We start from the raw sequence: 26,129 nt of genomic DNA, 5'->3' as shown, positions 1-26,129 counted from the left end.
CCCCGTTTCCGGGGCTTTTTTTACTGGCTGGTTCGTCAGTTCTTGCGCGGCAGTTGCGGCACAAGGCTGCGCTTGCCGCCATCCTTGCCTTTCGGCTCCGGCTTCTGCGCCACCGCCTTTTTCGCGGCGGGCTTCTTCGCCACGGCCTTCTTGGCCTTCGGCACGTCGTCCGGCTCTTCCTTCTTCGGCTTCACCGGCGCCTCGTCGGCGAGCGATTCGAGCTTCAGGCCGGTCTCGCCGGTTTCCTTCTTCTCGACGGTGACACGCACCGTGCCGCCCTTCTTGAGCTTGCCGAACAGGACCTCGTCGGCCAGCGGCTTCTTGATGTGCTCCTGGATGACACGGCCAAGCGGCCTGGCGCCCATGCGCTCGTCGTAGCCTTTGTCGGCCAGCCATGCGATTGCATCCTGCGACAAGTCGAAGGTCACGCCACGCTCGGAAAGCTGCGCTTCCAGCTGCATGACGAACTTCTGCACCACCTGATGGATGACCGGCACCGGCAGCGAGCCGAACGGAATAATCGCATCGAGGCGGTTGCGGAACTCCGGCGTGAACAGCCGGTTGATCGCCTCGACATCGTCGCCTTCGCGCTTGGTCGAACCGAACCCGATGGCCGCGCGCTGCGCATCGGACGCGCCCGCATTGGTGGTCATGATCAGGATGACATTGCGGAAGTCGATCTGCTTGCCGTTATGGTCGGTCAGCTTGCCGTGGTCCATGACCTGCAACAGGATGTTGAACAGGTCCGGATGCGCCTTCTCGACTTCGTCCAGCAACAGCACGCAATGCGGATGCTGGTCGACGCCATCGGTCAGAAGCCCGCCCTGGTCGAAGCCGACATAGCCGGGAGGCGCGCCGATCAGCCGCGAAACGGTGTGGCGTTCCATATATTCCGACATGTCGAAGCGGATCAGTTCCACGCCGAGCGAGGCGGCGAGCTGCTTGGCCACTTCCGTCTTGCCGACGCCAGTCGGGCCCGAGAACAGGTACGAGCCGATCGGCTTTTCCGGTTCGCGCAGGCCGGCCCGCGCCAGCTTGATGGCCGAGGTCAGCGCTGTGATCGCGGTGTCCTGGCCGTAAACGACGCGCTTCAACTCGATGTCGAGGCCTTGCAGCACCTTCTCGTCGTCGGCGGAAACCGTCTTTGGCGGGATGCGCGCCATGGTGGCGATCGTCGCTTCGATCTCCTTGATGCCGATGGTCTTCTTGCGCTTGGCTTCCGGCACCAGCATCTGCGAGGCGCCGGTCTCGTCGATCACGTCGATCGCCTTGTCCGGCAGCTTGCGGTCGTTGATGTAACGCGCCGAGAGTTCGACCGAAGCCTTGATCGCCTCGCTCGTGTAGCGGACTTTGTGGAACTCCTCGAAATAGGGCTTGAGGCCCTTCATGATCTCGATGGCGTCCTCGACGGTCGGCTCGTTGACGTCGATCTTCTGGAAGCGCCGCACCAGCGCGCGGTCCTTCTCGAAGAACTGACGGAACTCCTTGTAGGTGGTCGAGCCGATGCAGCGGATGGCGCCTGACGACAGTGCGGGTTTCAACAGGTTCGATGCATCCATGGCGCCGCCGGAGGTCGCCCCAGCCCCGATCACGGTGTGGATTTCATCGATGAACAGCACGGCGCCGGGATAGTCCTCGAGCTCCTTGACGACCTGCTTCAGCCGCTCCTCGAAATCGCCGCGATAGCGGGTGCCGGCCAGCAGCGTGCCCATGTCGAGCGCGAAGATGGTGGCATTGTGCAGCACTTCGGGAACGTCGCCCTCGACGATGCGCTTGGCGAGGCCCTCGGCGATCGCCGTCTTGCCGACGCCGGGATCACCGACATAGAGCGGGTTGTTCTTGGAGCGGCGGCACAGCACCTGGATGGTCCGGTTGATCTCGCTCTCGCGACCGATCAATGGATCGATCTTGCCGGCCTTGGCCTTGTTGTTCAGGTTGACGCAATAGGCAGTCAGCGCGTCCTGCTGCTGCTTCTTCTTGCCGCCTTCCTCTTGCGGCTCGGCCCCGCTCTGGCTGCCTTGCTCGTCGTCGGCGCCGCGCGGGGTCCGCGTCTCGGAAGCGCCGGGGCGCTTGGCGATGCCATGCGAGATGTAGTTGACCGCGTCGTAGCGGGTCATCTGCTGTTCCTGCAGGAAGTAAGCGGCGTGGCTCTCACGCTCAGCGAAGATGGCGACAAGCACGTTGGCGCCGGACACTTCCTCGCGGCCTGACGACTGCACATGGATCACCGCGCGCTGGATGACGCGCTGGAAACCGGCAGTCGGCTTGGAATCTTCATCGTAGCCGGTGACCAGATTGTCGAGCTCGGTGTCGATATAGGTGAGGACCGTATGCTTCAATTCGTCGAGATCGACGTTGCAGGCACGCATGACGGCGGCCGCCTCGGTATCGTCGATCAGGGCGAGCAGCAAATGTTCAAGGGTTGCATATTCATGGTGTCGCTCATTGGCGAGCGTCAGCGCTTGGTGAAGCGCCTTTTCCAGGCCTTGGGAGAAAGCCGGCATGTTACCTCACTTCTTCTCCATCACGCATTGCAGCGGATGCTGATTCTGTCGGGCGAAATCCATGACCTGAGACACTTTGGTCTCGGCCACCTCGAATGTATAGACCCCGCACTCGCCCACCCCATGATTGTGAACATGAAGCATTATGCGTGTGGCGGCTTCGCGGTCCTTCTGGAAAAAGCGCTCCAGCACGTGGACCACGAATTCCATGGGTGTGTAGTCGTCGTTAAGAATGAGGACCCGATACAGACTGGGCTTCTTGGTCTTGGTTTTTGTGCGCGTGATGACGGCCGTGCCGCGACCGGCCTCATTGCCGTTGCTGCCGTTCTGCATTCGCACCACGTAGCTCGTGGCAGTCAAACCTGTAGTCACGTAGTCCTGCCTTTTTCGAATCCTCATGCATCCTCGACATGTAGGTGTTCGATGGACGATTTTAAGCCCTTCTGTTTAGCTGACAATATGGCTAGGTGGCCAAACTTGACCGATTTTCCAAATCGTGAAGACCGCAGGCCCCCGATTTCGAGCTGGCATGAAAAAACCCGGCCGCGCGTTCGCGACCGGGTCTGTCTTTGCAAGCCCAGGGGCCGGCTCGGAACGTTCGTCGAATTTACTTCGCCTTGGCGACGATCGATTCGAACGGCTTGTAGGCTTCCTTGGCGAGTTCGGCATAGAGATCGCCAAGCTTGGTGGCCTCGGTAACGAAGCTCTCATAGGACTGCTTGGCGTAGTCGGACTGGATTTCGATCGCCTTATCCAGCGACTTGGCGGAGAAGAGCTTCTCGACAACGGCGCTGCCGGCCTCGAAACTTTTCTTGGTGTACTCGCCCGCCTCGGTGGCGATGGCCTGCGCACCCTTGGACAGCGATGCAAAGCTCTTCAATCCGGTGTCGGCAAATTCCTTGCCGTATTTGCTGAAATCTTCATAGGTCTGGGTCATTTCACGCATTCCCTTGAACGGTTGCCTTGGACGATAGACGCGCCTTGTCCGGGTCGCGTTGTGCAATGCGTATAAATATATTGTGCAGTGCACAAAAAGTCAAGATTCCCGCGGCAATGCGCATCGTGAGCTGCCGGCAATCGCTAAGATTCGAATAAAGAGAAGCTCAATCCCGCAGAAAATGGTGAACGCGGCGGTTACCATAAACGGATTGGTAACGCTGCCCGCGTTAGCGTGGCCGGAGGTGAGGCAGGACCTTTGCCGCCTCCAGGCAACGGAAATTCAAAGGAACTATCAGTGCGTAAGGCGTTGTCGGGCTTCGTTTCCAAATCCGCGTCCCCCCTCAAAACGATCATGGTCCTCGCTTTGGCGATGAGCTTCGTCATCGCGGACGCGGCCTCATCCATGGCGGCCAAGTCGGCGGCCATTGTCATCGATGCCAAGACCGGCAAGGTGCTTTATTCGTCGGATGCCGATGGCCGGCGCTATCCGGCTTCGCTTACTAAGATGATGACGCTCTATCTGACGTTCGAGGCGTTGGCGAAGGGCAGGATCAGCAAGAATTCCCCGGTCGTGTTCTCGGCCAATGCCGCAGCCGAACCGCCCACGAAGCTCGGCGTCAAGCGGGGCGGCTCGGTCACGGTCGAGACCGCGATCCTGTCGATGGTGACCAAATCGGCAAACGATTCCGCAACGGCGCTTGGCGAGATGCTCGGCGGCAACGAAGCCAATTTCGCCCGCATGATGACCGCCAAGGCGCGGGCGCTGGGCATGAGGGGAACCGTTTTCCGCAACGCCAACGGCTTGCCTGATCCCGGCCAGTTCACGACCGCGCGCGACATGGCGATGCTCGGCATCGCCCTGAGAGAGCATTTTCCGCAATATTACGGCTATTTCTCGCAGCGCTCCTTTCTTTATGGGCGGCAGCGTATCAACGGCCACAACCGGCTGCTCGGACGCATCAAGGGCGTCGACGGCATCAAGACCGGTTACACCCGCGCCTCCGGTTACAATCTGGTCTCCTCGGTCTCGGATGGCGATCGGCGCATCGTAGCGGTGGTCATGGGCGGCAGGTCCGGCGGCAGCCGCGACAGCCAGATGGCCGGGTTGATCAATGCCTACATGCCGAAGGCGTCGTCGCGCGGCGGCGGCGTGCTGATTGCCAAGGCTAGCGGCGGCAATCCGATTTCAGCCTTGGCCAAGGTGCTTTTACCGAAGCATGACGCTCCGACACCGGACAGTAAGCCGGACGACGATGCCGTTGCCTCCCTTGTCGAGGAAAATGCGCCCGTCGTTGAAGAAACCACTCCGGTCGTTCAGGCCAAGAGGGTCAAGACGACGGCCGTGGCGACAGTGGACGATGTGGCGACAGCCCGGGTCGCCGCAGCCTATGCCGAACCGGCGCCAGAGGTCGATCCGGTCAGCACGGCATCGGTGCCATCCGGCTGGGCAATACAGGTCGCCTCTTCGCCAAAACAGGCCGAAGCGAAGGCTTTCCTCGACAAGGCGACGAAGCAGGCGCCCTCCGTTCTGGCCGATGCCTCCGGTTTCACCGTCGCCTTCGACAAGGACGGCGTCACCTACTACCGCGCCCGGTTCGGTGGTTTCGGTTCGAAGACCGCTGCCTGGAAGGCCTGCAACGCTTTGAAAAAGAAGAAGATCGAGTGCTACGCCGTCCAGCAGTAAGCGGCGCGCGAAAAACGATATCTTTCCCGAAAGTTCTGCGTCGAAGGAGACTAGTTGTGATTGGAGAGCAAGACGTCCTTGGCTTCATTGATCCGCGCCGCCAGGAAAGACGTGCCACCGATATCGGGGTGCAGGCGCTGCATCAGGCGGCGGTGCGCCTTGCGGACATCCGCCGCGGCAGCCCCCGCTTCAAGACCAAGGATCTTGTAGGCCTCCTCCTTAGTCATGGCGCCAGAACCTGGCGCAACACCCAGCCCTTCGCCACCATTCGCATCAGCGTCTTTGCGCCAGATGGGAAATCTGCCGTCAAGATACGTCTCTAGCAATTGGCGGCTCTCCGGATCGCCGGAGAGTTCGCGATACAGTTGCTGCAATTCGGCAAGCCCCATCGAGCCAAGCATCTTGCCTTCATGGCGCCCGGCCAGCACAAGGCCTTCGAGGCCGCCGGTATCGTGATCGAGTTCCATCTCAAGCGCCGCGGTACGAACTGTCGAACGCTTGCCTGGTGCCAGTTTGGCTGCCGGCCGATTCATGCGCATGGAGCCGTACCAGGCGAGCGCAGCCGACAGGATCAAGCCGCCGATGCCCTCGCGCCCGACCAGCAGCACGGCGACGCCGACCAGCCCGAGCAGCACAGGTCCAAGCGTTCTCATGCCGCCTGCAAGCTTCGCCGGATCGGCGCGCAGGAAGATGGTGAGCGTGCCGAGAAGCACTAGAAGCAATGCTACAAAAGCGATAATTGCGCCCATCAGTTTCCGCCGCCCCGCATATGCTCGATCATCAGCCGGTCCTCCGGCCTGCCCCGGGCCTCCAGTGCTTTCAGCCCGCCGGTCGCAAACACGGCGACGGACGAAAGCAGGCCGGCCAAGGTTGCGGCAGCCCGTCGATCGAACCGGAACCAGGCCCCTTTCGACAGCCGCGCAATTTCCTTGAACGCCTTTTCCGCAGCGGCATCATGACCCTCCTGAAAGACGAAGACAGGAACGCCGTGCAGACCGAGGCTGCCGGCCTTTTCGGCCAGATCATCTATGCTTTCTTCCATCGCGTCGCCGATATAGACCAGCGCGTTGACCTTGGCCGCCGCCGTCTGTTTCAGCGCATGGGCGAGCACCTTGCCGATCTGGGTATGGCCGCTGCGGCAGTCGATGCGCGTCATCAACTGTTTCAGAGCTTCGGTATCGGTAACGAATGCGGAGGAGCGGCACTCGCCAAGGCCGCGAAAATAGACAAGTTGAACCTTGAGCGCCCCGGCCTTGCCGACGGCGTCGAACATCTCGGCCTGCAGCGCACAGGCGAGATCCCAGGTCGGCTGGCGGCTCATCGTCGCGTCAAGCGACAGGATCAGCCTGCCTGAACCGGTGGCGGATGCAGCGAGCGTCCTTGCCTGACGGAGAAACGCGTCGATCTCGCCGGTGCTCGATTGAGACTCGACCGGCGCAGGATTGGCCTTTGCAGGCACGGGCTGCTTCTTGTCGCTCATGACATTCAAGATGTGGCGTTGTTCCCCGGCTTGCAAGCCCAGATGAGGCGACCTGGAGGACCGGTGATGATGGCAACTGCGGACAAGCGCTTCGGCTGGTGGTCTTGGCGTTGCGTTTCTTGGCGTCAGAGCAGGCCGAGATCGGCAAGCTCACGCCTGAGCTTCGGCGGCATCTCGATCAGCCCGGCTTTGCCCTTGCCGAGATCGGCCGGCGCGTCCGCCTGCTTCAGGTAGCGCCACCCCTGGAATGCACGGCGCGGTTGCCAGTCAGTGCGCACGACCTCGGGATCGAGGATCAGATGGCAACGGCCGATGCCCTCGTCATCGGTGAAGGGCCGGATTTCGGTGATCAGCTGGCGGCATTGGACATTGCCCTTGATCACCCAGTAGAGCGAGCCGCCGTCGGTAATCTCGGCGCCGCGTGTCGGCACCATGCGGGTGGTGTGGTAGTGCTCGGCCGGTTCGCCGGCGCGGCGCCGCTCGTCGAGACGGAAGGCAATCCACTCTTCCAGATCCTCGACGCTGTCACAGCCGACGCAAAGCTTTATGAGATTGAGAGACATCGTTTAAGGTTTAGTCCAGCACGCGAACGCGTCAACGGCCTGATCGACTTCTCCACAGTGGTGGTCCGGGCCCCAGATTGGCGCTCAGCACTCCACGACATTGACGGCCAATCCGCCAAGGCTGGTTTCCTTGTACTTTTCGTTCATGTCGAGCCCGGTCTGGCGCATCGTCTCGATCGCGGCATCGAGCGGCACGAAATGAACGCCGTCGCCCTTGATCGCCAGCGAAGCGGCGGTCACCGCCTTGACGGCACCAAGCGCGTTGCGCTCGATACACGGTACCTGCACCAGGCCGCCGACCGGATCGCAGGTCATGCCGAGATGATGTTCCAACGCGATCTCGGCAGCGTTCTCGACCTGCTCGGGCGTGCCGCCCATGACGGCGCACAATCCCGCCGCAGCCATTGCCGAAGCCGAACCGACCTCGCCCTGGCAGCCGACTTCCGCCCCCGAGATCGAAGCATTGGTTTTGATGATGCCGCCGACGGCCGCCGCCGTCAGCAGGAAATCGCGAATGCTGGGCTGGTCGGCTTCGGGATGGAAATGCAACCAGTAGCGCAGCACTGCGGGCAGAGTGCCGGCCGCCCCATTGGTTGGCGCGGTGACCACACGGCCGCCGGCGGCGTTCTCCTCATTGACCGCCATCGCATAGATCGACAGCCAGTCATTGGCGAGCAGCGGGTTGGGCCGATTCTGCTGCCATTGCTCCTGCAGCTTGTCGTGCAGCATCCGGGCGCGGCGGCGCACCTTCAGTCCGCCCGGCATGATGCCGTCTTGCGACAGGCCACGCTCGATGCAGCCCTTCATGGCGCTCCAGATGCCGTCGAGGCCGGCGTCGAGCTCCTCGCGCGACATCTGCTTCTCCTCGTTGACGCGCTTCATCTCGGCAATGGAAAGCCCGCTTTTTGCTGCCATCGATAGCATTTCGACGGCATTCTTGAACGGATACGGAACCTTCTTGCCTTCGGTTGTCGCCGAGCCCCTTGCTTTCATCCGCTGCAGTTCCTCCTCGGACACTACGAAGCCGCCGCCGATCGAATAATAGACGCGCCTCAGCAGCAACCGATCGCCGGCATCATAGGCCGAGAAGGCCATGCCGTTGGCGTGACCCGGCAGCGGCGTCTTGCGATCCAGCACAAGATCCGTTGCCGGGTCGAAACGATAGGACGGATGGCCGGGCGGCGAAATCCGCTTCTCGGCGGCGATGCGAGCGACGATGCCGTCCGCCTGGTCGGGATCCACCGTCTGCGGCGTCTGGCCGGCGAGGCCGAGCACCACGGCACGATCGGAGCCATGGCCGATGCCGGTATAGGCGAGCGAGCCATGCAGGCTGGCCGCGATCCGGTCGACCTTGGCGCCGGCCGGGCGCGGCCAGTCGTCTCCCGCAATCTCGTCGAGAAACCGCCGCGCAGCCGTCATCGGCCCCATCGTGTGCGAACTCGATGGGCCGATGCCGATCTTGAACAAGTCGAAAACCGAAAGGAACACGTGGGCGTTTTCTCCTGGGACCCTGTTGAGGTCTACATATAGGAATTCCCATGATGTTTTCCGCTGTTTTAAGGACCGCGGCGCTGCGCCTGCCGACCTTGTTTGCTCCGGCAGCGACATTCCAGCTTCGGCCATCGAAGCGTTACCGCCGCCTGTGGTAAAAGCAATGCATGAGCGATTCCTTTCATCTATCGACGGCCGACCTTGCGGCGCTGGGGTTCTTCCTTGCCGCGTGGGTACTGCATACGCTCGCCGCCGACGGAATGCTGGTCAGCCGCATGTCGCTGACGAGGGCGATGAACGCGCAGCGCGAGACCTGGATGCGGACCATGGCCGAACGCGAGATCCGCATCGTCGACACCGCTATCATGAGCGGCCTGCAACAGGGGACCGCCTTCTTTGCCTCCAGTTCGCTGATTGCGATCGGCGGCTGTTTTGCCCTGCTCGGCGCCTCCGATCAGGTTCTGACCGTGCTGAGCGACCTGCCGTTTGGCGCCACGTCCTCACGCGCGGCCTTCCAGACGAAGGTGTTCGGGCTGGTGCTGATCCTGGCCTTTTCCTTCTTCAAGTTTGGCTGGGCTTACCGGCTGTTCAACTATTGCTCGATCCTGATCGGCGCCGTGCCGATCCCACATGGCGAGGCGTCGCGCAATTCGGTCACCGAAACGGCGGTGTGGCGTGCCGCGCGGATGAACATGCTGGCCGGAAAGCATTTCAATTCCGGCCTGCGCGGCGTGTTCTTCTCGATCGGCTATCTCGGTTGGTTCGTCGATCCCACTGTCTTCGTGCTTTCGACGCTGCTGCTTCTGGCGGTACTGGTGCGCCGCCAGTTTTTTTCGGCGGCGCGGCAGGCGGTGCTCGGTCAGCCGCCCGGTCCGGGAAAAGGCCGATCGATGCGGCCCGACAGCCAATAGGCGGTGAGCCCAATCCATTCGCGGATCGCAACAGTGGTGACCTCCAGCCAGTCGCCGGGATAGGGCAAGGTGCCGATGCTTTCCCTGCCGGAGGTGCGATAGTCGACCGGCCACGGAACGGTCGAAAAGCCGGCTTTGTCGAACAGCGCCTTGGCGCGTGGCATATGGAAGGCCGAGGTCACCAGCAACCAGGTCTCGCCCGGTTTCGGCGTCACCAGTTCCCTGGTGAAGACAGCATTCTCGTAGGTGTTGCGGGATTTGTTCTCGAGGATCAGCCGATCGGCCGCCACCCCGAAAGCGGCAAAAAGACGCGGCGCGGTATCTGCATCGCCTTCGCCGCCGCGGAACGTTTCGATGCTGCCACCGGAGATAACGACTTTCGCTGTCGGAAACCGCCGCGCCAGCACGGCAGCCTCGACCATCCGGTCGCCGCTGGCGTTCATTTCATAGCCGCCACGCACCAGATTGACGGCGCCATCCAGACTGCCGCCAAGCACGATGATACCGTCAACCTTTTCCGGCAGCGGCGGCCTGGGGAAGCGCTCCTCCAGCGGATTGAGCATCATGGGTCCGAGCGGGCTCCATGTCGAAACAACAAGGATGAGGAACGCAAGAGTGCTGCCGGCGGTCGCCAACCGTCGCCGCCCGAACATCGCCGCGACCAGCCCCGCCAGCAGCAGAAAGATCGCGAGATTCAACGGCTCGACGAAGAACCCGAGAACCTTGGAGACATAGAAGAACATCCCTCACCCCCTCCGATGAGAAACGATCCTACCACCATTTTTCCGGCTGAAATGTGCCGGCCGCCTGTTCGATGACATGGGCGGTCTGGAACAGCGTTCCCTCGTCGAAGGGCCGGCCGATCAGCTGCAGGCCGAGCGGCAGCCCCTTGGCGTCGAGCCCGGCCGGAACCGCTATGCCGGGCAGGCCGGCCATGTTCACCGTCACCGTAAAGATGTCGTTGAGATACATCTTGACCGGGTCGGCGGCCATGTCCTCGTCGGCGATGCCGAAGGCGGCGGACGGAGTTGCCGGCGTCAGGATGACGTCGACGCCTGCGGCAAACACATTTTCGAAATCACGCTTGATCAGGGTTCGAACCTTCTGCGCCTGCAGATAGTAGGCATCGTAGTACCCGGCGGAAAGCACATAGGTGCCGATCATGATGCGGCGCTTGACCTCGCGCCCGAAGCCGGCAGCGCGGGTCTTTTCATACATGTCGACAATGTCCTTGCCGGGCACGCGCAAGCCATAGCGGACGCCGTCGTAACGGGCGAGGTTGGACGAGGCTTCGGCCGGCGCCACGATGTAATAGGCCGGCAGCGCGTATTTCGTGTGCGGCAGCGAGATATCGACGATCTCGGCACCGGCATCCCTCAGCCAGGCAATGCCTTTCTGCCACAGCGCCTCGATCTCCGCGGGCATGTCGTCGACACGATATTCCTTTGGAATGCCGACCTTCATGCCTTTGATCGGGCGGCCGATCGCCGCCTCGTAGTCCGGCACTCGCAGGTCGACGGACGTCGTATCCTTCGGGTCGACCGAAGCCATCGACTTCAACAGGATCGCGGCGTCGCGTACGTCGCGCGCGATCGGCCCGGCCTGGTCGAGCGACGAGGCGAAGGCAACGATGCCCCAGCGCGAACAGCGGCCATAGGTCGGCTTGATGCCGACCGTGCCGGTGAAGGCGGCGGGCTGGCGGATCGAGCCGCCGGTGTCGGTGGCGGTGGCGCCTGCGCACAGGAAGGCCGAGACCGCTGATGCAGAGCCACCGGACGAACCGCCCGGCACCAGTTGGGCATTGTCCAACGTGCGCGCGGTCCTGGTGCCGCCCGCCGAAACGAAGCCGCCCTCGCCCTGATGCGTCGTCGGCATCACCACCGTGTCGAGGCGCGAACGCCGCCACGGGTTGATGACGGGCCCGTAATACGAGGTCTCGTTGGACGAGCCCATGGCAAACTCGTCCATGTTGAGCTTGCCGAGCATGACGGCGCCATCCGCCCACAGGTTGGCGGTGATAGTCGATTCATAGCGCGGCTTGAAGCCATCCAGCACATGGCTGCAGGCTTGGGTGTGGACACCTTCGGTGCCGAACAAATCCTTGATGCCGAGCGGGATACCCTCGAGCGACCCGCCCTCGCCCTTGGCCAGTTTCGCGTCGGAGGCCTTGGCCATGTCGCGCGCCTTGTCGTCGGTAACCACGACGTAGGCATTGAGCGCCGGATTGGCTCGCTCGATCGCCGATAGATATGCTTCGGTGATTTCGGTGGCGGTGATCTCCCTGGAACGCAATTTGGCGCGGGCCTGCGAAATCGTCAGCTGGGTCAGGTCGCTCATCAGGCAAGGCTCTTTTCGTAAAACACCGACCACTCGGAATCGGGATAATCCAGTACCGGGCCGCAGCGCGAAAAACCGGCGCGTTCGTAGACGGTCCAGGCGGCGGGATGACGGTCGCCCGTCTCCAGCACCAGACGCTTAAGCCCTTCTTGGCGCGCCAGCGCCTCGATACGCTCGACAATCTTCGCGCCGATCTTGCAGCCGCGATGCGAAGGTCGCGTATACATGCGCTTGACCTCGCCTACGACGGCATCGTGGCGCTTCAGTGCGCCGCAACCGATGGCAAGGCCGTTGTCGCGGGCGATGAAGACGGTCGTGTCGCGGTCCGCCATCTGCTCGACTGTCAAATGGTAGCAATGCTCCGGCGGCGTCAGCTCCAGCAATGTGGCATTGAGCTCCTCGACCAGCCCGCGCACATCGTCCTGCAGCGGCGTCTCCGCGGCGATCTCGATTGCCATCGGCCAGCTACTCCACGACCTTCGGCACAAGGAAGAAATTCTCTTCGGTCGCCGGCGCGTTGGCGACGATGTCGGCTGCCTTGCCGCCGTCGGTAACGACGTCCTGGCGCTTTTTCATTGCCATCGGCGTGACCGAGGTCATCGGCTCGACGCCGGAAACATCGACCTCGTTCAACTGCTCGACAAAGCCCAAAATGGCGTTCAATTCGCCGGTCATGCGCTCTGCATCCTCCTCGCTCACCGCAATACGGGCAAGATGCGCGACGCGCTTCACGGTTTTAATATCAACGGACATGTTCGTGCCTCGGGGAAAACCAGCGCTATAGCGGCGCAGCGCGTGCCGCGCAACATGCATCGTGCCGACAACTGCCCTATGGCATCGCGACGCCATCGCAGAGGAAATAACTGCCGCCGTTGCCGCTCTGCTCGCCTTCGTCGGTGGCAGGCCGAACCGATACCAGGTCGATCTGCTTCGGGCTCATCTGTGTCAGTGAGAGCACATCCGGAAAGACGTAGCCCGGCTCCTGGCATATGGCGGTCACCGCCCAGCTTGGTGAACGTGTCGCTTTGGTGATTTGCAGGAATTCACAATTATATTCGATGCTTTCCAGGCCATTTGCCGACAGCACGATATTGCCGCCCTCGATCACCGTCTGCAGCGTATCCTTTTTGGCCTGCGCGCAGAGGTCCTCCGATTGCAGATAGATGCCCTCGATGAAATCCTCCGCCGCCAGCGCCGGCGACGCGGCAACCAGCATGGAAATGCAAAGAGAATTTCTCAAGCGCATCGTATCGTTCCGGATCAGCTTTCTTTACAGCGTAATCGTCTCGCCGATCTTCGGCAACGCCACTTTCACGCCCGATCCGTCCAGCCCGGCCACGAATTTGTCGGCGGTCTGGTCGATCATCGGAAACGTGCCGAAGTGGGCGGGAACGACGGTCTCGAACTTGAAGAAACGCTGGCAGGCAAGGGCTGCTACCGCCCCACCCATGGTGAAGCGGTCGCCGATCGGCACGATGCCGATCTTCGGTTCATGCAATTCGTTGATCAGCGCCATGTCGGAAAAAATGTCGGTGTCGCCCATATGATAAAGCGTCTGGTCCTCGGGGAAGTGCAGGACGAGCCCACCCGGATTGCCGAGATAGGTATTCTGGCCGCCCTCGCCCGAAAAGGACGATGAGTGCAGGGCCTGAACGAAGGTGGTGGTGAAGCCGCCGCAATCGACCGTACCGCCGATATTGCCGGGATTGATCTGCTTGTCACCGACGCCCTTGCCGACCAGGTACATGCAAATCTCGAAATTGGCGACCAGCATCGCGCCGGTCTTCTTGAGCACTTCGATGGCGCCGCTGATGTGGTCGCTGTGGCCATGGGTGAGCAACACGTGCGTGACCCCTTCGGCCGGCCCTTCCCAGCCGCCTGTCCATGACGGATTGCCGACCAGATAGGGGTCAATGAGGATTTTCGCGCCTTCGATTTCAATTCGGAATGCCGAATGTCCGTACCAGGTCAGTTTCATCAATGCTTTCCTCGATTTTTGCTTCGGTAGAGGATAGAACGCCGACGGCGAAATTAAAGTGCCACGCACGCTTTGCGCGTATAGGACGTGCGGTGTCGCGGTCAAAGGAAAAGCCGTTGGGCATCATCACCATCGAAGAGTTGCCGGCCCGGCTCGGCGGCGGCAAGACCCTGGCCGGTCTCGACCTCGGCGACAAGACGATCGGCGTCGCGGTTTCCGACCGCGGCTTGTCCTTCGCGCACCCGCGCCCTGTCATCATGCGCAGAAAATTCTCGCTCGATGCCGCAGTGCTGCTCGCTCTGCTACAGAAGGAAAATGCCGGCGCCGTGGTGATCGGCCTCCCCATCAACATGGACGGCTCGGAAGGCCCGCGCGCCCAAAAATCCCGCGCTTTCGTCCGCAACATGGCTGGATTGACCGATCTGCCCTTCCTCTTTTGGGACGAAAGGCTGTCGACGGTGGCGGCCGAGCGGACGCTGATCGAGATGGATTTTTCCCGCAAGAAACGCGCCGGCAAGATCGATTCGGCGGCAGCCGCATTTATCCTGCAGGGCGTTCTCGACCGCCTTCAGGCGCTCGGCGTCGATGCCTGGTCGAAATAGCGGTTGCGCATCGCCGTGATCCAGCCGCCAATTGCCTTGCGGCGGCGAAATGCCCAGAACGCCATCAGCAGCAGCCCGTCGAATACGCAAGCTTGCGCCACCATGCCCGGAATAAGCGCCGGATCGACGCCCAACATCTGTCCATAGAGTTGGAAGACGAGATCGTGCAATTGGCGGCTCAGCATGACATAGCCGAAATTGATGTCGTTGAGCGACAGAAAGAACCAGCCCCAAAACAAGAGGAGCGGAGCCGCCCACAGCGCGAACAAGGTGCGCATCAGCGGTCATCCCTCGAATCCAGCCGGCCGGAAATGCGGGCAAGCGAGGAATTATGCGCCGCTGCCTTGGCCATGACATGCGCGGCCGCTCGGATTTCGCCGGTTCCGGGAACTGCCGCGGCAACGGCCGACCGCCGCTCGGCGAGCATCGCGACATAGGACGCCAGAAGTGCCGCCAATTGCACCGCGACAACCATGAACAGCCCATTGATGCCTTGCGCGGCGCCGCCGATGACTATCAGCGACAGCACGCCCAAGGCGGAGATGAAGGCGATCCGCACGACGCTGTCGGCCGGATCCGAGTTGGTCGTGTCGCTGGTCAGTGCTTCAACAAAGGCCCAGCAGAACAGCACCGCGACGACAAGCAGTGCCACGGCGAGCGGCGCCACGACGACGGCGTTTTCGAGATCGGCAAATCGAGTGTTCTGGACGGGAACGCCCAGCACGCCAAGGGCAGTCGCCACGCCTCGATTCCCGTCGATGCAGATGAACGCCAGCAGGGCGAAAACGGCCGCCCAATGCAATGCCAGAAAAGAGCTCAGAATATGCCGCATGACGCTCCTGCTTCGCAGGGCAAAGCCGCTCAAGCTGAACAATCCTTGCCTTAACCATAACAGTGGGCTTTGCCACCGGCCGCCGCAATGGAAACCATTCGTTAAGGTTAACGGCCATCCACAGGGTCGCGAGAGCGGCAGCGAATAGGGCGACGGCCCTTAGTTGATCGGCGGGTAGAGCGTATCGATGATCATGCGCGCATCATGGCGCGAATCGATCATGCCATAGGTATTGCGCCACTGGCCGGCGAGGCGCGTTTCGACGAAGGCGTCGGCGATCCGCCCTGCCCCCAGCCTGCGAAGCTCTGCCGCCGCCGCCGACAATGCCAATTGCTCGGTCAAGAGCCGCGCCGAGCCCTCGTCGGTTGCTGCGACCTGCATTGCCGCCTTGAGCACGCCGACGGTGCCGCGTCCGCCGGCGCCGAGATCGCGGTCGATGCCGGCCAACACGTCGTCGAACAGGCCTGGCGCGCGGCCGAGCACGCGCAACACGTCGAGCGCCATGACATTGCCTGAACCTTCCCAGATCGCGTTGACCGGAGCTTCGCGATAGTAGCGGGCGAGCGGTCCCTCCTCGACATAGCCATTGCCGCCGAGGCACTCCATCGCTTCATAGAGCAGCGGCGGCGCAATCTTGCAGACCCAGTATTTGACCACCGGCGTCATGGCGCGGGCGAAGGCCGCCTCGCCGCGGTCGCCGGCCGCCTCGTCGAAGGAGCGCGCCAGCCGGAACGACAGCGCGGTAGCGGCGGCAACGTCGAGCGCCATATCGGCCAGCACACGCTGCATCAGCGGCTGCTCGATCAGATTGGTTCCAAACACCTTGCGGTGGCGCGTGTGGTGGACGGCCTCGGCCAGTCCGGCCCGCATGATCGCCGACGAGGCGATGGCACAGTCGAGCCGCGTCAGGGTTACCATGTCCATGATCGTCTTCACGCCGGCGCCGGGCTCGCCGACCATCTCGCCGATGGCATTGACGAATTCCACCTCCGACGAGGCGTTGGATCGATTGCCGAGCTTGTCCTTCAGCCGTTGAAAACGGAAGCCGTTGCCGGATCCGTCGCCGAGCAAGCGGGGCACGAGAAAGCATGACAGTCCCTCCGGCACCTGTCCGAGCACCAGGAAAGCATCCGACATCGGCGCCGACATGAACCATTTGTGGCCGGTCAGGCGATAAAACCCGCTGCCGGCGCGCTCGGCCCTGGTGACGTTGGCACGGACATCGGTGCCGCCTTGCTTCTCGGTCATGCCCATGCCGAGTGTCAGCCCGGCTTTTTCGACCGGAGGCTTTTGGCTTTGATCGTATTTGCGCGTCGTCACCCGAGGCGCCCATTCGCGAAACAGCTTCGGGCTGGCCATCAGCGCTGCCAGCGAAGCGCTGGTCATCGTGATCGGGCAGAGATGTCCGGTCTCGAGCTCAGCCGTGAGGTAAAAGCGTGCAGCGCGCACCTGGTGGCGGCGGCCGATCTCGGCGTCGCCATTCTCCCAGACCGATGAATGCAGCCCGTTGGCAACAGAGCGGCGCATGAGCGCGTGATAGGCGGGATGGAACTCGACCTGGTCGATGCGCCGGCCCTGGCGGTCATGGGTCCTGAGCTTCGGCGTCTCGACATTGGCAAGACGGGCCAGTTCCTGCGCCTCATGGGTCAGAACGAAACGACCAAGCCCGTCGAGGTCCTTGCGGACCGGATCGGAAAAGCGCTCGGCAAGCTGGATCAGCAACGGATCGCCCCGCCAGGCGTTGCCGCCGGCCAGCGGCGGCGGCTGGTTGGTCACGTCGTCAGTCACGCTTCGTCCTTATCACCTGAAGGCTGCGAATCCAAAGCCAAGGCGGTTTATAGCCTATGGCCAGCGGCGCGCGACGAAAATACCGGGGAGAACCAATCCAATCCCAAGCCGGTGCTTGCAGCCGCGAGGCCTCCCCCCTATAGCAGCGACTTGAGATGACCGACGCATCGTCCCTGCCACTTTATCCCCACCGCCATCTTCTGGGCATCCGCGATCTTTCCCCCGCCGATATCGAGCTACTGCTCGACCGGGCGGACCGGGCCGTTGCCATCTCGCGGCAGTCTGACAAGAAGACATCGACGCTGCGCGGCCGCACCCAGATCAATCTCTTCTACGAAGCCTCGACCCGTACGCAATCGTCATTCGAGCTGGCCGGCAAACGGCTCGGCGCCGACGTCATGAACATGTCCGTAGCGAGCTCTTCGGTGAAAAAGGGCGAGACGCTGATCGATACGGCGATGACGCTGAACGCCATGCGTCCCGACATATTGATCATCCGCCATCAATCGGCCGGCGCGGCAGCACTTCTTGCCCAAAAGGTCGGCTGCTCGGTGGTCAACGCCGGCGACGGCGCCCATGAGCACCCTACCCAGGCGCTGCTCGACGCACTGACCATCCGCCGCGCCAAGGGTCCGCTGTCGAAGCTGATCGTGGCGATCTGCGGCGACATCCTGCATTCGCGCGTGGCCCGCTCCAACATCATCCTGCTCAACGCGCTTGGTGCCCAGGTCCGGGTCGTAGCCCCTTCGACACTTTTGCCCGCCGGCATCGAGAAGATGGGCGTCATCGTTACCCGCTCGATGGCCGAGGGTCTGAAGGACGCCGACGTGGTGATGATGCTGCGCCTGCAGCGCGAACGCATGGAAGGCGCTTTCGTACCGTCGGTGCGCGAATATTTCCGCTATTTCGGCCTCGACGCCGAGAAGCTGAAGGCGGCCAAGGACGGTGCGCTGGTCATGCATCCCGGCCCGATGAACCGCGGCGTCGAGATCGCCTCGGCGATCGCCGACGGCCCGCAAAGCGTCATCCAGGAACAGGTTGAGATGGGCGTCGCCGTGCGTATGGCGGTGATGGAAGCGCTGCTCGACCCCCGTCGAAACCACGAGGGCCGCGGCTGATGGGCATAACGGTCTTCAGCCGAGCCCGCATCGTCGACCCGTCGCGCGGCATCGATGAGGTCGGCACCGTCATCGTCGAAGGCCGCAGAATCGTTGCGGCCGGCAAGGCGGCCTTGAACCAGGGCGCGCCCGAAGGCGCCACGATCATCGACTGCGCCGGCAAGACCATCCTCCCCGGCCTGATCGATGCGCGTGTCTTCATCGGCGAACCGGGCGGCGAACACCGCGAAACCATCGCTTCGGCGAGCATCGCTGCGGCGGCCGGCGGTGTCACCTCAGTCGTCATGATGCCCGATACCGACCCGGTGATCGACAACGTCGCATTGGTCGAGTTCGTGCTGCGCACCGCCAAGGACACCGCAATCGTCAACATCTTTCCGGCAGCAGCGATCACCAAGGGGCTGGAAGGCCGCGAGATGACCGAATTCGGCCTGCTGCGCGAGGCCGGCGCGGTCGCCTTCACCGACGGCCGGCATTCTATCGCCAGCGCGCTGGTGATGCGCCGCGCGCTGACCTATGCGCGCGATTTCGGTGGCGTCATCGCGCATGAAACCCAAGACGCCGACCTCGCTTCGGCCGGTGTGATGAACGAAGGCCTTTACGCAAGCTGGCTTGGCCTTGCCGGCATTCCGCGCGAAGCCGAATCGATCCCCCTGGAGCGCGATCTCGCGTTGGCTCGCCTGACCGGCGGCGCCTATCACGCTGCCAAGATTTCGACGGCTATGGCGGCAAACGCGGTAGCGCGCGCAAAGGCCGATGGCGCCAACGTCACCTCAGGCGTGTCGATCCACAATCTGTCGCTCAACGAGAACGATGTCGGCGAGTACCGCACCTTCTTCCGGCTGACGCCGCCGCTGCGCGCCGAGGAAGACCGGCTGGCGATGATCGAGGCGATCAAGGACGGCACCATCGACCTCATCGTCTCCTCGCACGACCCGCAGGACGTCGACACCAAGCGCCTGCCCTTCGCCGATGCCGCGGCAGGCGCCATCGGGCTGGAAACATTATTGGGCGCAGCGCTGCGGCTCTATCACAATGGCGACGTGACGCTGCTCCGGCTGGTCGAGACACTGTCGACCGCGCCGGCAAGATTGTTCGGCCTGCCCGGCGGCACGCTGAAACCGGGGGCATTGGCCGACCTTGCGCTCGTCGATCTGGACGAACCATGGGTCGTCAGCGAGAGCGGCATCCGCTCACGCTCGAAAAACACCTGTTTCGAAGGCGCGCGACTGCAAGGCAAGGTCTTGCAAACGATAGTGGCGGGCCGCACAGTGTTTTCGGCGTAGGACGAAAACAGGCGTCACGCCTTAAAATCCGCTCAGCCAAGGAAAGTTCGGGGGAACAATGGCTTACAGTCCCGTCTTGGCATTGGTGTTCGGCTATCTTCTCGGCTCGATCCCGTTTGGCCTGCTGATCACCCGTGCCGCCGGCCTCGGCGACGTGCGCAACATCGGCTCCGGCAACATCGGCGCCACCAACGTGCTGCGCACCGGCAACAAGAGCTTGGCCGCGGCCACACTTCTGCTCGATGCGCTGAAGGGCACCGCGGCGGTGCTGATCGCCGGCCGATTTGCGCCCGAGCTCGGACTTTGGGCCGGCTTCGGCGCGTTTTTAGGTCATCTTTTTCCGATCTGGCTCGGCTTCAAGGGCGGCAAGGGTGTCGCCACTTACCTTGGCGTGCTGATCGGCCTTGCCTGGCAGGTGGCGCTGATCTTCGCCGTCGTCTGGCTGGCGGTGGCCTTCCTGTTCCGTTTCTCCTCGCTTGCGGCACTGACCGCAGCGGTGGTCGTGCCCGTAGCCCTGTATTTCCTGAGCACGCAGCAGATTGCCGGGCTTTTCGCGGCGATGAGCCTCATCGTCATCGTAAAGCACCGCGCCAACATTGCTCGGCTGCTTGCCGGCACCGAGGGTAAGATCGGGGCCAAGGAGTGAGCGAGCCCGACGCCGGGCCGCGCCTCAGCGACCGGCAGCGGCTGAGCTGGCTTCGTCTAATCCGCACGCCGAATGTCGGCCCGGCTTCCTTTCGCGACCTGATCAACCGGTTCGGTTCGGCCGAAGCAGCGTTATCGATGCTGCCCGAGCTGATGATTTCGGGTGGCGCCAAAAAAATCGTCCGCATCCCGTCCATTGCGGAGGCCGAGGCCGAGCTGGAGACGGCCCGGCGGGCCGGCGCCCGTTTCGTCGGCATCGGCGAGGCGGATTATCCGCCGCTGATGAAAAGCATGGATCATCCGCCGCCGCTGCTTGCGGTCAAGGGCAATAGCGCGGTGTTCCGCTTGCCAGCGGTCGCCATCGTCGGCGCTCGCAACGCATCGCTGGCCGGCATCAAGATGGCGCGGATGCTGGCGGCGGACCTTGGCCGTGACGGCTATGGCATCGTCTCCGGTTTGGCGCGCGGCATCGATACGGCCGCGCACCAGGGCAGCCTTTCGACCGGCACGATCGGCGTGCTCGCCGGCGGCCTCGATTTGCCCTACCCGCCCGAAAATGCCGGCCTGTGCGACGAGATCGCCGAGCGCGGTGGCGCCATCATCTCCGAAATGCCGTTTGGCTGGCAGCCGCGCGCACAGGATTTTCCGCGCCGCAACCGGCTCGTCGCCGGCGCTGCATTGGGATTGGTGGTGGTCGAGGCCGCACAGCGCTCCGGCTCGCTGATCAGCGCCCGGCTGGCGGGCGAGATGGGCCGCCTGGTCTTCGCCGTTCCCGGTTCGCCGCTCGATCCGCGCGCCGCCGGCACCAATGGCCTGCTCAAGGATGGCGCCACCCTTGTGACCGAGGCCGCCGATGTCACCAGTGCGATCGCGCCGCTGGTCGGCGACTGGGCGCCAAGGACATTGCCGCTTGAAGAGCCGCCCGACTTTTCGGCAACACCGCCGCCGCGCGAGGACGACCGCGACCGCGTCGTTGAGGCGCTCGGCCCGACGCCAGTAGCAGTGGACGAGATCATCCGCCACACCGGCCTGCATCCCGCCCAAGTGTTCATGGTGCTGCTGGAGCTCGACCTAGCCGGCCGGCTCGAACGCCATGCCGGCGGCAACGTCTCGCTGATTTGACGAGAGCTTTTGCATGTCCCGGCAAGCAATTCCGCTGTGATCCCGATGGCCGATCCGAGCAACAAACCAAAGCAGACGCTGTTCGCTCGTACGACGACCCTTGTCTGGTCAGCGCTGAGCGTCATGCTGGCGCTGCAATGGTCGATGGATCTCGGCATGCTGGGTTTTCCCGACGGCTACATAACGCCCTTCGCAAGAGCGACCAGCACACTTCTGGGCATTCTGACGGCAGCCTGCATGGCCCAGGGTCTCTACTTCTTCCTGGCCGGCGTGTTCGACAGGAAGGTAAGCGCCGTCGGTCTTTGCCTGCAAATCCTTGCCGCAGCGGTTCTCACCGTGTTGCCAGTGCTTATCGTGAAGGATTGTCCGCATTCACAGCTATGCAGCAGAGCCTATGAGGCACTCACTGGCACGATGATGGATGATGGGGCGGGCGGCTAAGGCCACTGCATGCGTTCGGCACGAGGTTGTCACCCATGTCTTAGGTACAAACTGTTACCTATGTCTCCGGGCCGTACAAAATCTGGATTGGTGAGCGCGATGGGATTCGAACCCATGACCTACTGATTAAAAGTCAGTTGCTCTACCGGCTGAGCTACGCGCTCCCGCGGGCTCAGAAAGGCCGCCCTCGAAATTGCGCGGAACATAGGGAGAGAGCCTCGGCCGGTCAACCGGAAAAAGACAGCTCCCAAACCGGACTTTCCTGCCGTGCCATCATGCCGTGCGGTGCGCTTCGGCGTTGACGGAACTGCCCGCTCTCGCGCAAGGCCGAAGCTCGCGCTTTGCGGGATAAGCGCAAGCAGCGAATCGGGAGAACCTTTGCAGATCAGCAACTTGGGATTTTTAGCGGAACAATTTGCGCAGCCTGCCCGTTTTTCCGCGACAAGGGACACGCGTTTCAAGGAGAAGATCATGAATAGGATCATGTCGGGCCTGCTGGCGACCACCCTTTCGATCTCATTCGCTGCCGCGGAGATCGTGCCAGTCAACGCTCAGCCCAGCTATGCGCCCCCTGCCCTGGGGCTCACCTCGAATGTCCAGACCGTCCAGTACGAGCCGTGGCGGAGGCACCGGAATTTCAATCGCGATTTCTCGCGTCGCGATTTCCGTCGCAATTTTTCGCGTGACGACGGCATGTACTGGCGTGGCCATCGCGGCTATCGCGAATATCGTCGCGGCTATCGCCGTCACGGTGACTACTGGTTCCCGCTGGCCGCCTTCGCCACCGGAGCGCTGATTACGGGCGCGATTGTCAACCAGAATCGTGTCTATCGTGGCGATGCACACGTGCAGTGGTGCTACGACCATTATCGAAGCTATCGTGCCTCCGACAATACGTATCAGCCGAACTACGGTCCGCGTCGGCAGTGCCGGTCGCCTTACTGAGTTTGATTAGAGGCTGCAAAGCCCGCGCCGAAACGGCGCGGGTTTTTCATGAGTGCGAATCCGCTGCCATCCCTGCTTATTGCACGCTTAGCGTCCTGCGCACAGCGTGGCGCCAGCCGGCCAGCTTGGCGGCGCGTGTCGAAGCATCCATGTCTGGCTTGAACCGGCGCTCGAGCGCCCAACTCCTGGCAAATTCCCGCGCCTTCGGCCAGACACCGGCCTTCGAGCCGGCCAGCCATGCCGCACCAAGCGCGGTCGTCTCGAGAATTGTCGGCCGGTCGACCGGCGCATCGAGAATGTCGGCCAGCCGCTGCATGGTCCAGTCCGACGCCACCATGCCGCCATCGACCCTGAGCACGGTCTTGACCGAGGCGCCCTTCCAGTCCTTCCGCATGGCGTCAAGCAGATCGCGCGTTTGGAACGCAACGGATTCCAGTGCCGCGCGAGCAAATTCCGCCGGCCCCGAATTGCGGGTCAGCCCGAAGATGGCGCCGCGCGCCTCGGCATCCCAGTGCGGTGCGCCGAGCCCGACGAAAGCCGGCACCAGATAGACGTTCTGCGTCGGATCGGCGTCCGCCGCCAATTTGCCGCTCTGCTCGGCCTTGCCGATCACCTTGATGCCGTCCCGCAGCCACTGCACGGCGGCGCCGGCGATAAAGATCGAGCCCTCCAGTGCATAGGTGGTCTTGCCGTTCAGCCTGTAGGCGATGGTGGTCAAAAGCCGGTTCTTCGAACGCACTAGATCGCTGCCGGTGTTGAGCAGTGCGAAACAACCGGTACCGTAGGTGGATTTCATCATGCCTGGCTCGAAACAGGCCTGGCCGATCGCCGCCGCATGCTGGTCGCCGGCCACACCGAGGATTCTGATCTGTGCACCAAACAGGCTTTTGTCGGTGATTCCAAAATCATCGGCACAATCTTTCACCTGCGGCAGCATTCTTGCAGGTATGCCAAGAATGGCCAGCAGCTCGTCGTCCCAGGCGTTTTGTTCGATGTTGTAGACCAGTGTGCGCGAGGCGTTGGTGGCGTCAGTGGCGTGGACCTTGCCGCCAGTCAGGCGCCAAATCAGAAAGCTGTCGATGGTGCCGGCCAGCAGTTCGCACTTCTCGGCGCGTTTTCTGGCGCCCTTCACCTTGTCCAGCATCCAGGCGATCTTGGTGCCGGAGAAATAGGGATCGAGCAGCAGGCCGGTCTTTTTCGTGAATTTCTTCTCCAGCCCCAGCTTCTTCAGTTTCTGGCATAGCGGCGCGGTGCGGCGGTCCTGCCAGACAATCGCGTTGTGGATCGGCTTGCCGGTCTCTTTGTCCCAGATGACGACGGTTTCGCGCTGGTTGGTGATGCCGATCGCGGCGACTTCCGCCGCGTTGCGGCCGGCTGTCTTCAGCGCGGCCTTTACCGTTTCCACCACGCTTGCCCAGATCTCCTCGGGATCGTGCTCGACCCAGCCGGAGGCCGGATAGTATTGGGTGAATTCCTTTTGCCCGCTACCGACGACCTTCATCTTGTCGTCGAACAGGATCGCCCGGCTCGATGTCGTCCCCTGGTCGATTGCAAGGATATATCCGGTCATTCTCTCTCCCGTCGAAGCGAATTCAAGGTGCTACGGTGTCCCGAAGCCAGATGGCGCGGAGCCGTTCACGCAAACAGGGGAGACGGCAACATGCCGCCTCCCCTGAGTGTGGCGATGCGGGCGCGGACGCCCGCATCAAATATCCCTATTGCTGCCAGCTCTTCACCAGCTCGTCGTAGTTGATGGTGACCGGCTTTTCCTTCTCGTTCTCGATCTTGAGCTGAGGAGCGAGATTGCCCTTCTTGACCGCGTCCGCGTTCCAGTGGGCGAGGTCATGCTCTTCGGCCATCTTCGGGCCGATATCGCCCTGGACGCCCGACTTCTCGATGCGGCTCATCACCTTTTCCTGCTCGGCGCAGAGCGAGTCCATCGCTTCCTGCGCGCTCTTGGCACCCGACGAAGCATCGCCGATCGCCTGCCACCAGAGCTGTGCCAGCTTCGGATAGTCCGGCACGTTGGTGCCGGTCGGCGACCACTGGACGCGCGCCGGCGAGCGGTAGAACTCGATCAAGCCGCCGAGCTTTGGCGCACGTTCGGTGAAGCTCTTGTCGTGGATCGTGCTCTCGCGGATGAAGGTCAGGCCGACATGGCTCTTCTTCACGTCGACCGTCTTCGAGGTGACGAACTGCGCGTAGAGCCAGGCGGCCTTGGCGCGGTCGGTCGGCGTCGACTTCATCAGCGTCCAGGAACCGACGTCCTGATAGCCGAGCTTCATGCCGTCCTTCCAGTAGACGCCATGCGGCGACGGCGCCATGCGCCACTTCGGCGTGCCGTCGTCGTTCAGCACCGCCTTGGCGCTGGCGTCGACCATGCTGGCGGTGAAGGCGGTGTACCAGAAGATCTGCTGGGCAACCGCGCCCTGCGCCGGGACTGGCCCCGATTCGGAGAAGGTCATGCCCTGGGCTTCCGCCGGTGCATAGGCCTTCAGCCAATCGAGATACTTCTGGATGGCGTAGACGGAAGCCGGACCATTGGTGTCGCCGCCGCGCGCCGTGCAGGAACCGACCGGACGCGAATTCTCGTCGACCTTGATGCCCCATTCGTCGACGGGCAGACCGTTCGGAATGCCCTTGTCGCCATTGCCGGCCATCGACAGCCAGGCGTCGGTGAACCGCCAGCCGAGCGACGGGTCCTTCTTGCCATAGTCCATATGGCCGTAGACCTTCTTGCCGTCGATCTCGCGACCGGTGAAGAAGGCTGCAATGTCCTCATAGGCCGACCAATTCACCGGCACGCCGAGGTCGTAGCCGTATTTGGCCTTGAAGTCCGCCTTGTTCTTCTCGTCGTTGAACCAGTCGTAACGGAACCAGTAGAGGTTCGCGAACTGCTGGTCGGGAAGCTGGTAGAGCTTCTTGTCGGGCGCGGTGGTGAACGAGGTGCCGATGAAATCCTTCAGGTCGAGATTCGGGTTGGTGACATCTTTGCCGTCGCCTGCCATCCAGTCGGTCAGGTTGCGCACCTGCTGGTAGCGCCAGTGCGTGCCGATCAGATCGGAATCGTTGACCCAGCCGTCATAGAGGTTCTGGCCGGTCTGCATCTGGGTCTGGATCTTCTCGACGACGTCGCCTTCCTGAATGACGTCATGCGTAACCTTGATGCCTGTGATGGCCGTAAAGGCCGGCGCCAGCACCTGCGATTCATACTGATGCGTGGCGATGGTTTCGGAAACTACCTTGATGTCCATGCCGGCGAAAGGTTTCGCGGCATCGATGAACCATTGCATTTCGGCTTCCTGGTCGGCGCGCGAAAGCGTCGAAAGGGGCCCGATTTCCTTATCGAGGAAGGCCTTGGCTTCGTCCATTCCGGCATAGGCATTGCTTGCCCCGAGCAACAGGACAAGCGCAGTTGTTGATGTCAAAAATTGCCGTCGCATGTATTTCCTCCACTGTTAAA

Annotated in this window: 27 protein-coding genes and 1 tRNA gene; 9 read left to right on the top strand and 19 right to left on the bottom strand. The window is 62.5% G+C overall.

The features are described from left to right. Positions 1–35: 35 nt before the first annotated feature. From clpA to AC0L2X_RS15285, 3 genes are all read right to left on the bottom strand, one after another. On the bottom strand, positions 36–2,504 hold the full coding sequence (clpA, locus tag AC0L2X_RS15295) for an ATP-dependent Clp protease ATP-binding subunit ClpA (protein WP_023674922.1): 2,469 nt from the start codon (positions 2,502–2,504) through the stop codon (positions 36–38). A gap of 6 nt (positions 2,505–2,510) precedes the next feature. Continuing rightward, positions 2,511–2,837 carry an ATP-dependent Clp protease adapter ClpS gene (gene clpS, locus AC0L2X_RS15290; RefSeq protein ID WP_023717744.1) on the bottom strand — a complete coding sequence of 109 codons (327 nt, stop codon included), beginning with the start codon at positions 2,835–2,837 and terminating at the stop codon, positions 2,511–2,513. 274 nt (positions 2,838–3,111) lie between these two features. Next, positions 3,112–3,441, bottom strand: a complete 330-nt coding sequence (locus AC0L2X_RS15285; protein WP_023717745.1) for a phasin family protein — start codon at positions 3,439–3,441, stop codon at positions 3,112–3,114. Positions 3,442–3,738: 297 nt separating this feature from the next. On the opposite strand from AC0L2X_RS15285, the gene AC0L2X_RS15280 reads away from it, so the two are divergent. Next, positions 3,739–5,127 (top strand): D-alanyl-D-alanine carboxypeptidase family protein, encoded by a 1,389-nt coding sequence (locus AC0L2X_RS15280; RefSeq protein WP_352491540.1) that lies wholly within the window; start codon positions 3,739–3,741, stop codon positions 5,125–5,127. 50 nt (positions 5,128–5,177) lie between these two features. Here AC0L2X_RS15280 and AC0L2X_RS15275 read toward each other — a convergent pair whose 3' ends face one another. The 4 genes from AC0L2X_RS15275 to AC0L2X_RS15260 form a co-directional block, all read right to left on the bottom strand. Continuing rightward, positions 5,178–5,876 (bottom strand): DnaJ domain-containing protein, encoded by a 699-nt coding sequence (locus AC0L2X_RS15275; RefSeq protein WP_352491541.1) that lies wholly within the window; start codon positions 5,874–5,876, stop codon positions 5,178–5,180. Next, positions 5,876–6,607: a vWA domain-containing protein gene (locus tag AC0L2X_RS15270; RefSeq protein ID WP_473555717.1), complete on the bottom strand. Its 732-nt coding sequence runs from the start codon at positions 6,605–6,607 to the stop codon at positions 5,876–5,878. The genes AC0L2X_RS15275 and AC0L2X_RS15270 overlap by 1 nt, the downstream gene beginning before the upstream one ends. 125 nt (positions 6,608–6,732) lie before the next feature. Next, positions 6,733–7,170 carry a DUF1489 family protein gene (locus tag AC0L2X_RS15265; RefSeq protein ID WP_352491543.1) on the bottom strand — a complete coding sequence of 146 codons (438 nt, stop codon included), beginning with the start codon at positions 7,168–7,170 and terminating at the stop codon, positions 6,733–6,735. A gap of 84 nt (positions 7,171–7,254) precedes the next feature. Then, positions 7,255–8,658 carry an L-serine ammonia-lyase gene (locus tag AC0L2X_RS15260; RefSeq protein ID WP_473555719.1) on the bottom strand — a complete coding sequence of 468 codons (1,404 nt, stop codon included), beginning with the start codon at positions 8,656–8,658 and terminating at the stop codon, positions 7,255–7,257. 170 nt (positions 8,659–8,828) lie between these two features. Here AC0L2X_RS15260 and AC0L2X_RS15255 point away from each other — a divergent pair, with 170 nt between their 5' ends. Continuing rightward, complete coding sequence (locus AC0L2X_RS15255; protein ID WP_352491545.1) at positions 8,829–9,572, top strand: DUF599 domain-containing protein; 744 nt, start codon at positions 8,829–8,831, stop codon at positions 9,570–9,572. Here the strand turns inward: AC0L2X_RS15255 and AC0L2X_RS15250 are convergent. The 6 genes from AC0L2X_RS15250 to AC0L2X_RS15225 all read right to left on the bottom strand — a co-directional run bounded on the left by AC0L2X_RS15250 (position 9,521) and on the right by AC0L2X_RS15225 (position 13,887). Then, positions 9,521–10,315: a YdcF family protein gene (locus AC0L2X_RS15250; RefSeq protein ID WP_352491546.1), complete on the bottom strand. Its 795-nt coding sequence runs from the start codon at positions 10,313–10,315 to the stop codon at positions 9,521–9,523. The genes AC0L2X_RS15255 and AC0L2X_RS15250 overlap by 52 nt on opposite strands. A 28-nt stretch (positions 10,316–10,343) precedes the next feature. Continuing rightward, the gene (locus AC0L2X_RS15245; protein WP_352491547.1) at positions 10,344–11,909 is read right to left on the bottom strand and encodes an amidase; all 1,566 of its coding nucleotides are present in this window, start codon (positions 11,907–11,909) and stop codon (positions 10,344–10,346) included. After that, positions 11,909–12,367: a GNAT family N-acetyltransferase gene (locus AC0L2X_RS15240; RefSeq protein ID WP_473555722.1), complete on the bottom strand. Its 459-nt coding sequence runs from the start codon at positions 12,365–12,367 to the stop codon at positions 11,909–11,911. Before AC0L2X_RS15240 ends, AC0L2X_RS15245 begins: the two co-directional genes overlap by 1 nt. A 7-nt stretch (positions 12,368–12,374) precedes the next feature. Further along, entirely contained in the window at positions 12,375–12,662 is a 288-nt protein-coding gene (gatC, locus tag AC0L2X_RS15235; RefSeq protein ID WP_023674910.1) for an Asp-tRNA(Asn)/Glu-tRNA(Gln) amidotransferase subunit GatC, read from the bottom strand. A 76-nt stretch (positions 12,663–12,738) separates the two neighbouring features. Continuing rightward, on the bottom strand, positions 12,739–13,155 hold the full coding sequence (locus AC0L2X_RS15230; RefSeq protein WP_352666575.1) for a hypothetical protein: 417 nt from the start codon (positions 13,153–13,155) through the stop codon (positions 12,739–12,741). Between the two features lie 24 nt (positions 13,156–13,179). Further along, complete coding sequence (locus AC0L2X_RS15225; RefSeq protein ID WP_352666573.1) at positions 13,180–13,887, bottom strand: metal-dependent hydrolase; 708 nt, start codon at positions 13,885–13,887, stop codon at positions 13,180–13,182. A gap of 116 nt (positions 13,888–14,003) precedes the next feature. Between AC0L2X_RS15225 and ruvX the strand changes: the two genes are divergently transcribed. After that, entirely contained in the window at positions 14,004–14,489 is a 486-nt protein-coding gene (gene ruvX / locus AC0L2X_RS15220) for a Holliday junction resolvase RuvX (protein ID WP_023674907.1), read from the top strand. On the opposite strand, the gene AC0L2X_RS15215 is transcribed toward ruvX, so the two are convergent. The 3 genes from AC0L2X_RS15215 to AC0L2X_RS15205 all read right to left on the bottom strand — a co-directional run bounded on the left by AC0L2X_RS15215 (position 14,456) and on the right by AC0L2X_RS15205 (position 17,109). Then, positions 14,456–14,767 (bottom strand): DUF6105 family protein, encoded by a 312-nt coding sequence (locus AC0L2X_RS15215; RefSeq protein ID WP_473555724.1) that lies wholly within the window; start codon positions 14,765–14,767, stop codon positions 14,456–14,458. The genes ruvX and AC0L2X_RS15215 overlap by 34 nt on opposite strands. Continuing rightward, a complete protein-coding gene (locus tag AC0L2X_RS15210) occupies positions 14,767–15,321 on the bottom strand; it encodes a hypothetical protein (protein WP_473555727.1) in 555 nt (184 codons plus the stop codon). The genes AC0L2X_RS15215 and AC0L2X_RS15210 overlap by 1 nt, the downstream gene beginning before the upstream one ends. A gap of 159 nt (positions 15,322–15,480) precedes the next feature. Beyond that, positions 15,481–17,109, bottom strand: a complete 1,629-nt coding sequence (locus AC0L2X_RS15205; protein ID WP_473555729.1) for a DNA alkylation response protein — start codon at positions 17,107–17,109, stop codon at positions 15,481–15,483. Positions 17,110–17,264: 155 nt separating this feature from the next. Here AC0L2X_RS15205 and AC0L2X_RS15200 point away from each other — a divergent pair, with 155 nt between their 5' ends. From AC0L2X_RS15200 to AC0L2X_RS15180, 5 genes are read left to right on the top strand one after another with little or no spacing between them, the layout of a single operon-like run. Beyond that, a complete protein-coding gene (locus AC0L2X_RS15200; RefSeq protein WP_473555730.1) occupies positions 17,265–18,227 on the top strand; it encodes an aspartate carbamoyltransferase catalytic subunit in 963 nt (320 codons plus the stop codon). Further along, positions 18,227–19,513 (top strand): dihydroorotase, encoded by a 1,287-nt coding sequence (locus tag AC0L2X_RS15195; RefSeq protein WP_473555732.1) that lies wholly within the window; start codon positions 18,227–18,229, stop codon positions 19,511–19,513. The genes AC0L2X_RS15200 and AC0L2X_RS15195 overlap by 1 nt, the downstream gene beginning before the upstream one ends. A gap of 58 nt (positions 19,514–19,571) precedes the next feature. Then, a complete protein-coding gene (gene plsY, locus AC0L2X_RS15190; protein ID WP_352491556.1) occupies positions 19,572–20,159 on the top strand; it encodes a glycerol-3-phosphate 1-O-acyltransferase PlsY in 588 nt (195 codons plus the stop codon). Next, a complete protein-coding gene (dprA, locus tag AC0L2X_RS15185) occupies positions 20,156–21,280 on the top strand; it encodes a DNA-processing protein DprA (RefSeq protein ID WP_473555734.1) in 1,125 nt (374 codons plus the stop codon). The genes plsY and dprA overlap by 4 nt, the downstream gene beginning before the upstream one ends. 45 nt (positions 21,281–21,325) lie before the next feature. Beyond that, positions 21,326–21,721 (top strand): hypothetical protein, encoded by a 396-nt coding sequence (locus AC0L2X_RS15180; RefSeq protein ID WP_352491558.1) that lies wholly within the window; start codon positions 21,326–21,328, stop codon positions 21,719–21,721. A gap of 88 nt (positions 21,722–21,809) precedes the next feature. On the opposite strand, the gene AC0L2X_RS15175 is transcribed toward AC0L2X_RS15180, so the two are convergent. Then, positions 21,810–21,885, bottom strand: a tRNA-Lys gene (locus AC0L2X_RS15175). Positions 21,886–22,192: 307 nt separating this feature from the next. Here AC0L2X_RS15175 and AC0L2X_RS15170 point away from each other — a divergent pair. Then, complete coding sequence (locus AC0L2X_RS15170; protein WP_352491639.1) at positions 22,193–22,666, top strand: BA14K family protein; 474 nt, start codon at positions 22,193–22,195, stop codon at positions 22,664–22,666. A 76-nt stretch (positions 22,667–22,742) separates the two neighbouring features. Here the strand turns inward: AC0L2X_RS15170 and glpK are convergent, their stop codons facing one another. Both glpK and AC0L2X_RS15160 read right to left on the bottom strand, forming a co-directional pair. Further along, entirely contained in the window at positions 22,743–24,236 is a 1,494-nt protein-coding gene (gene glpK / locus AC0L2X_RS15165) for a glycerol kinase GlpK (RefSeq protein WP_473559804.1), read from the bottom strand. 145 nt (positions 24,237–24,381) lie between these two features. Beyond that, entirely contained in the window at positions 24,382–26,109 is a 1,728-nt protein-coding gene (locus AC0L2X_RS15160; RefSeq protein ID WP_473559802.1) for an ABC transporter substrate-binding protein, read from the bottom strand. Between the last annotated feature and the right edge of the window lie 20 nt (positions 26,110–26,129).

Source organism: Mesorhizobium sp. WSM4828 (assembly GCF_055811175.1).
The sequence above is the reverse complement of the archived record's forward strand: the minus strand, read 5'-3'. Positions and strand labels throughout refer to the sequence as shown.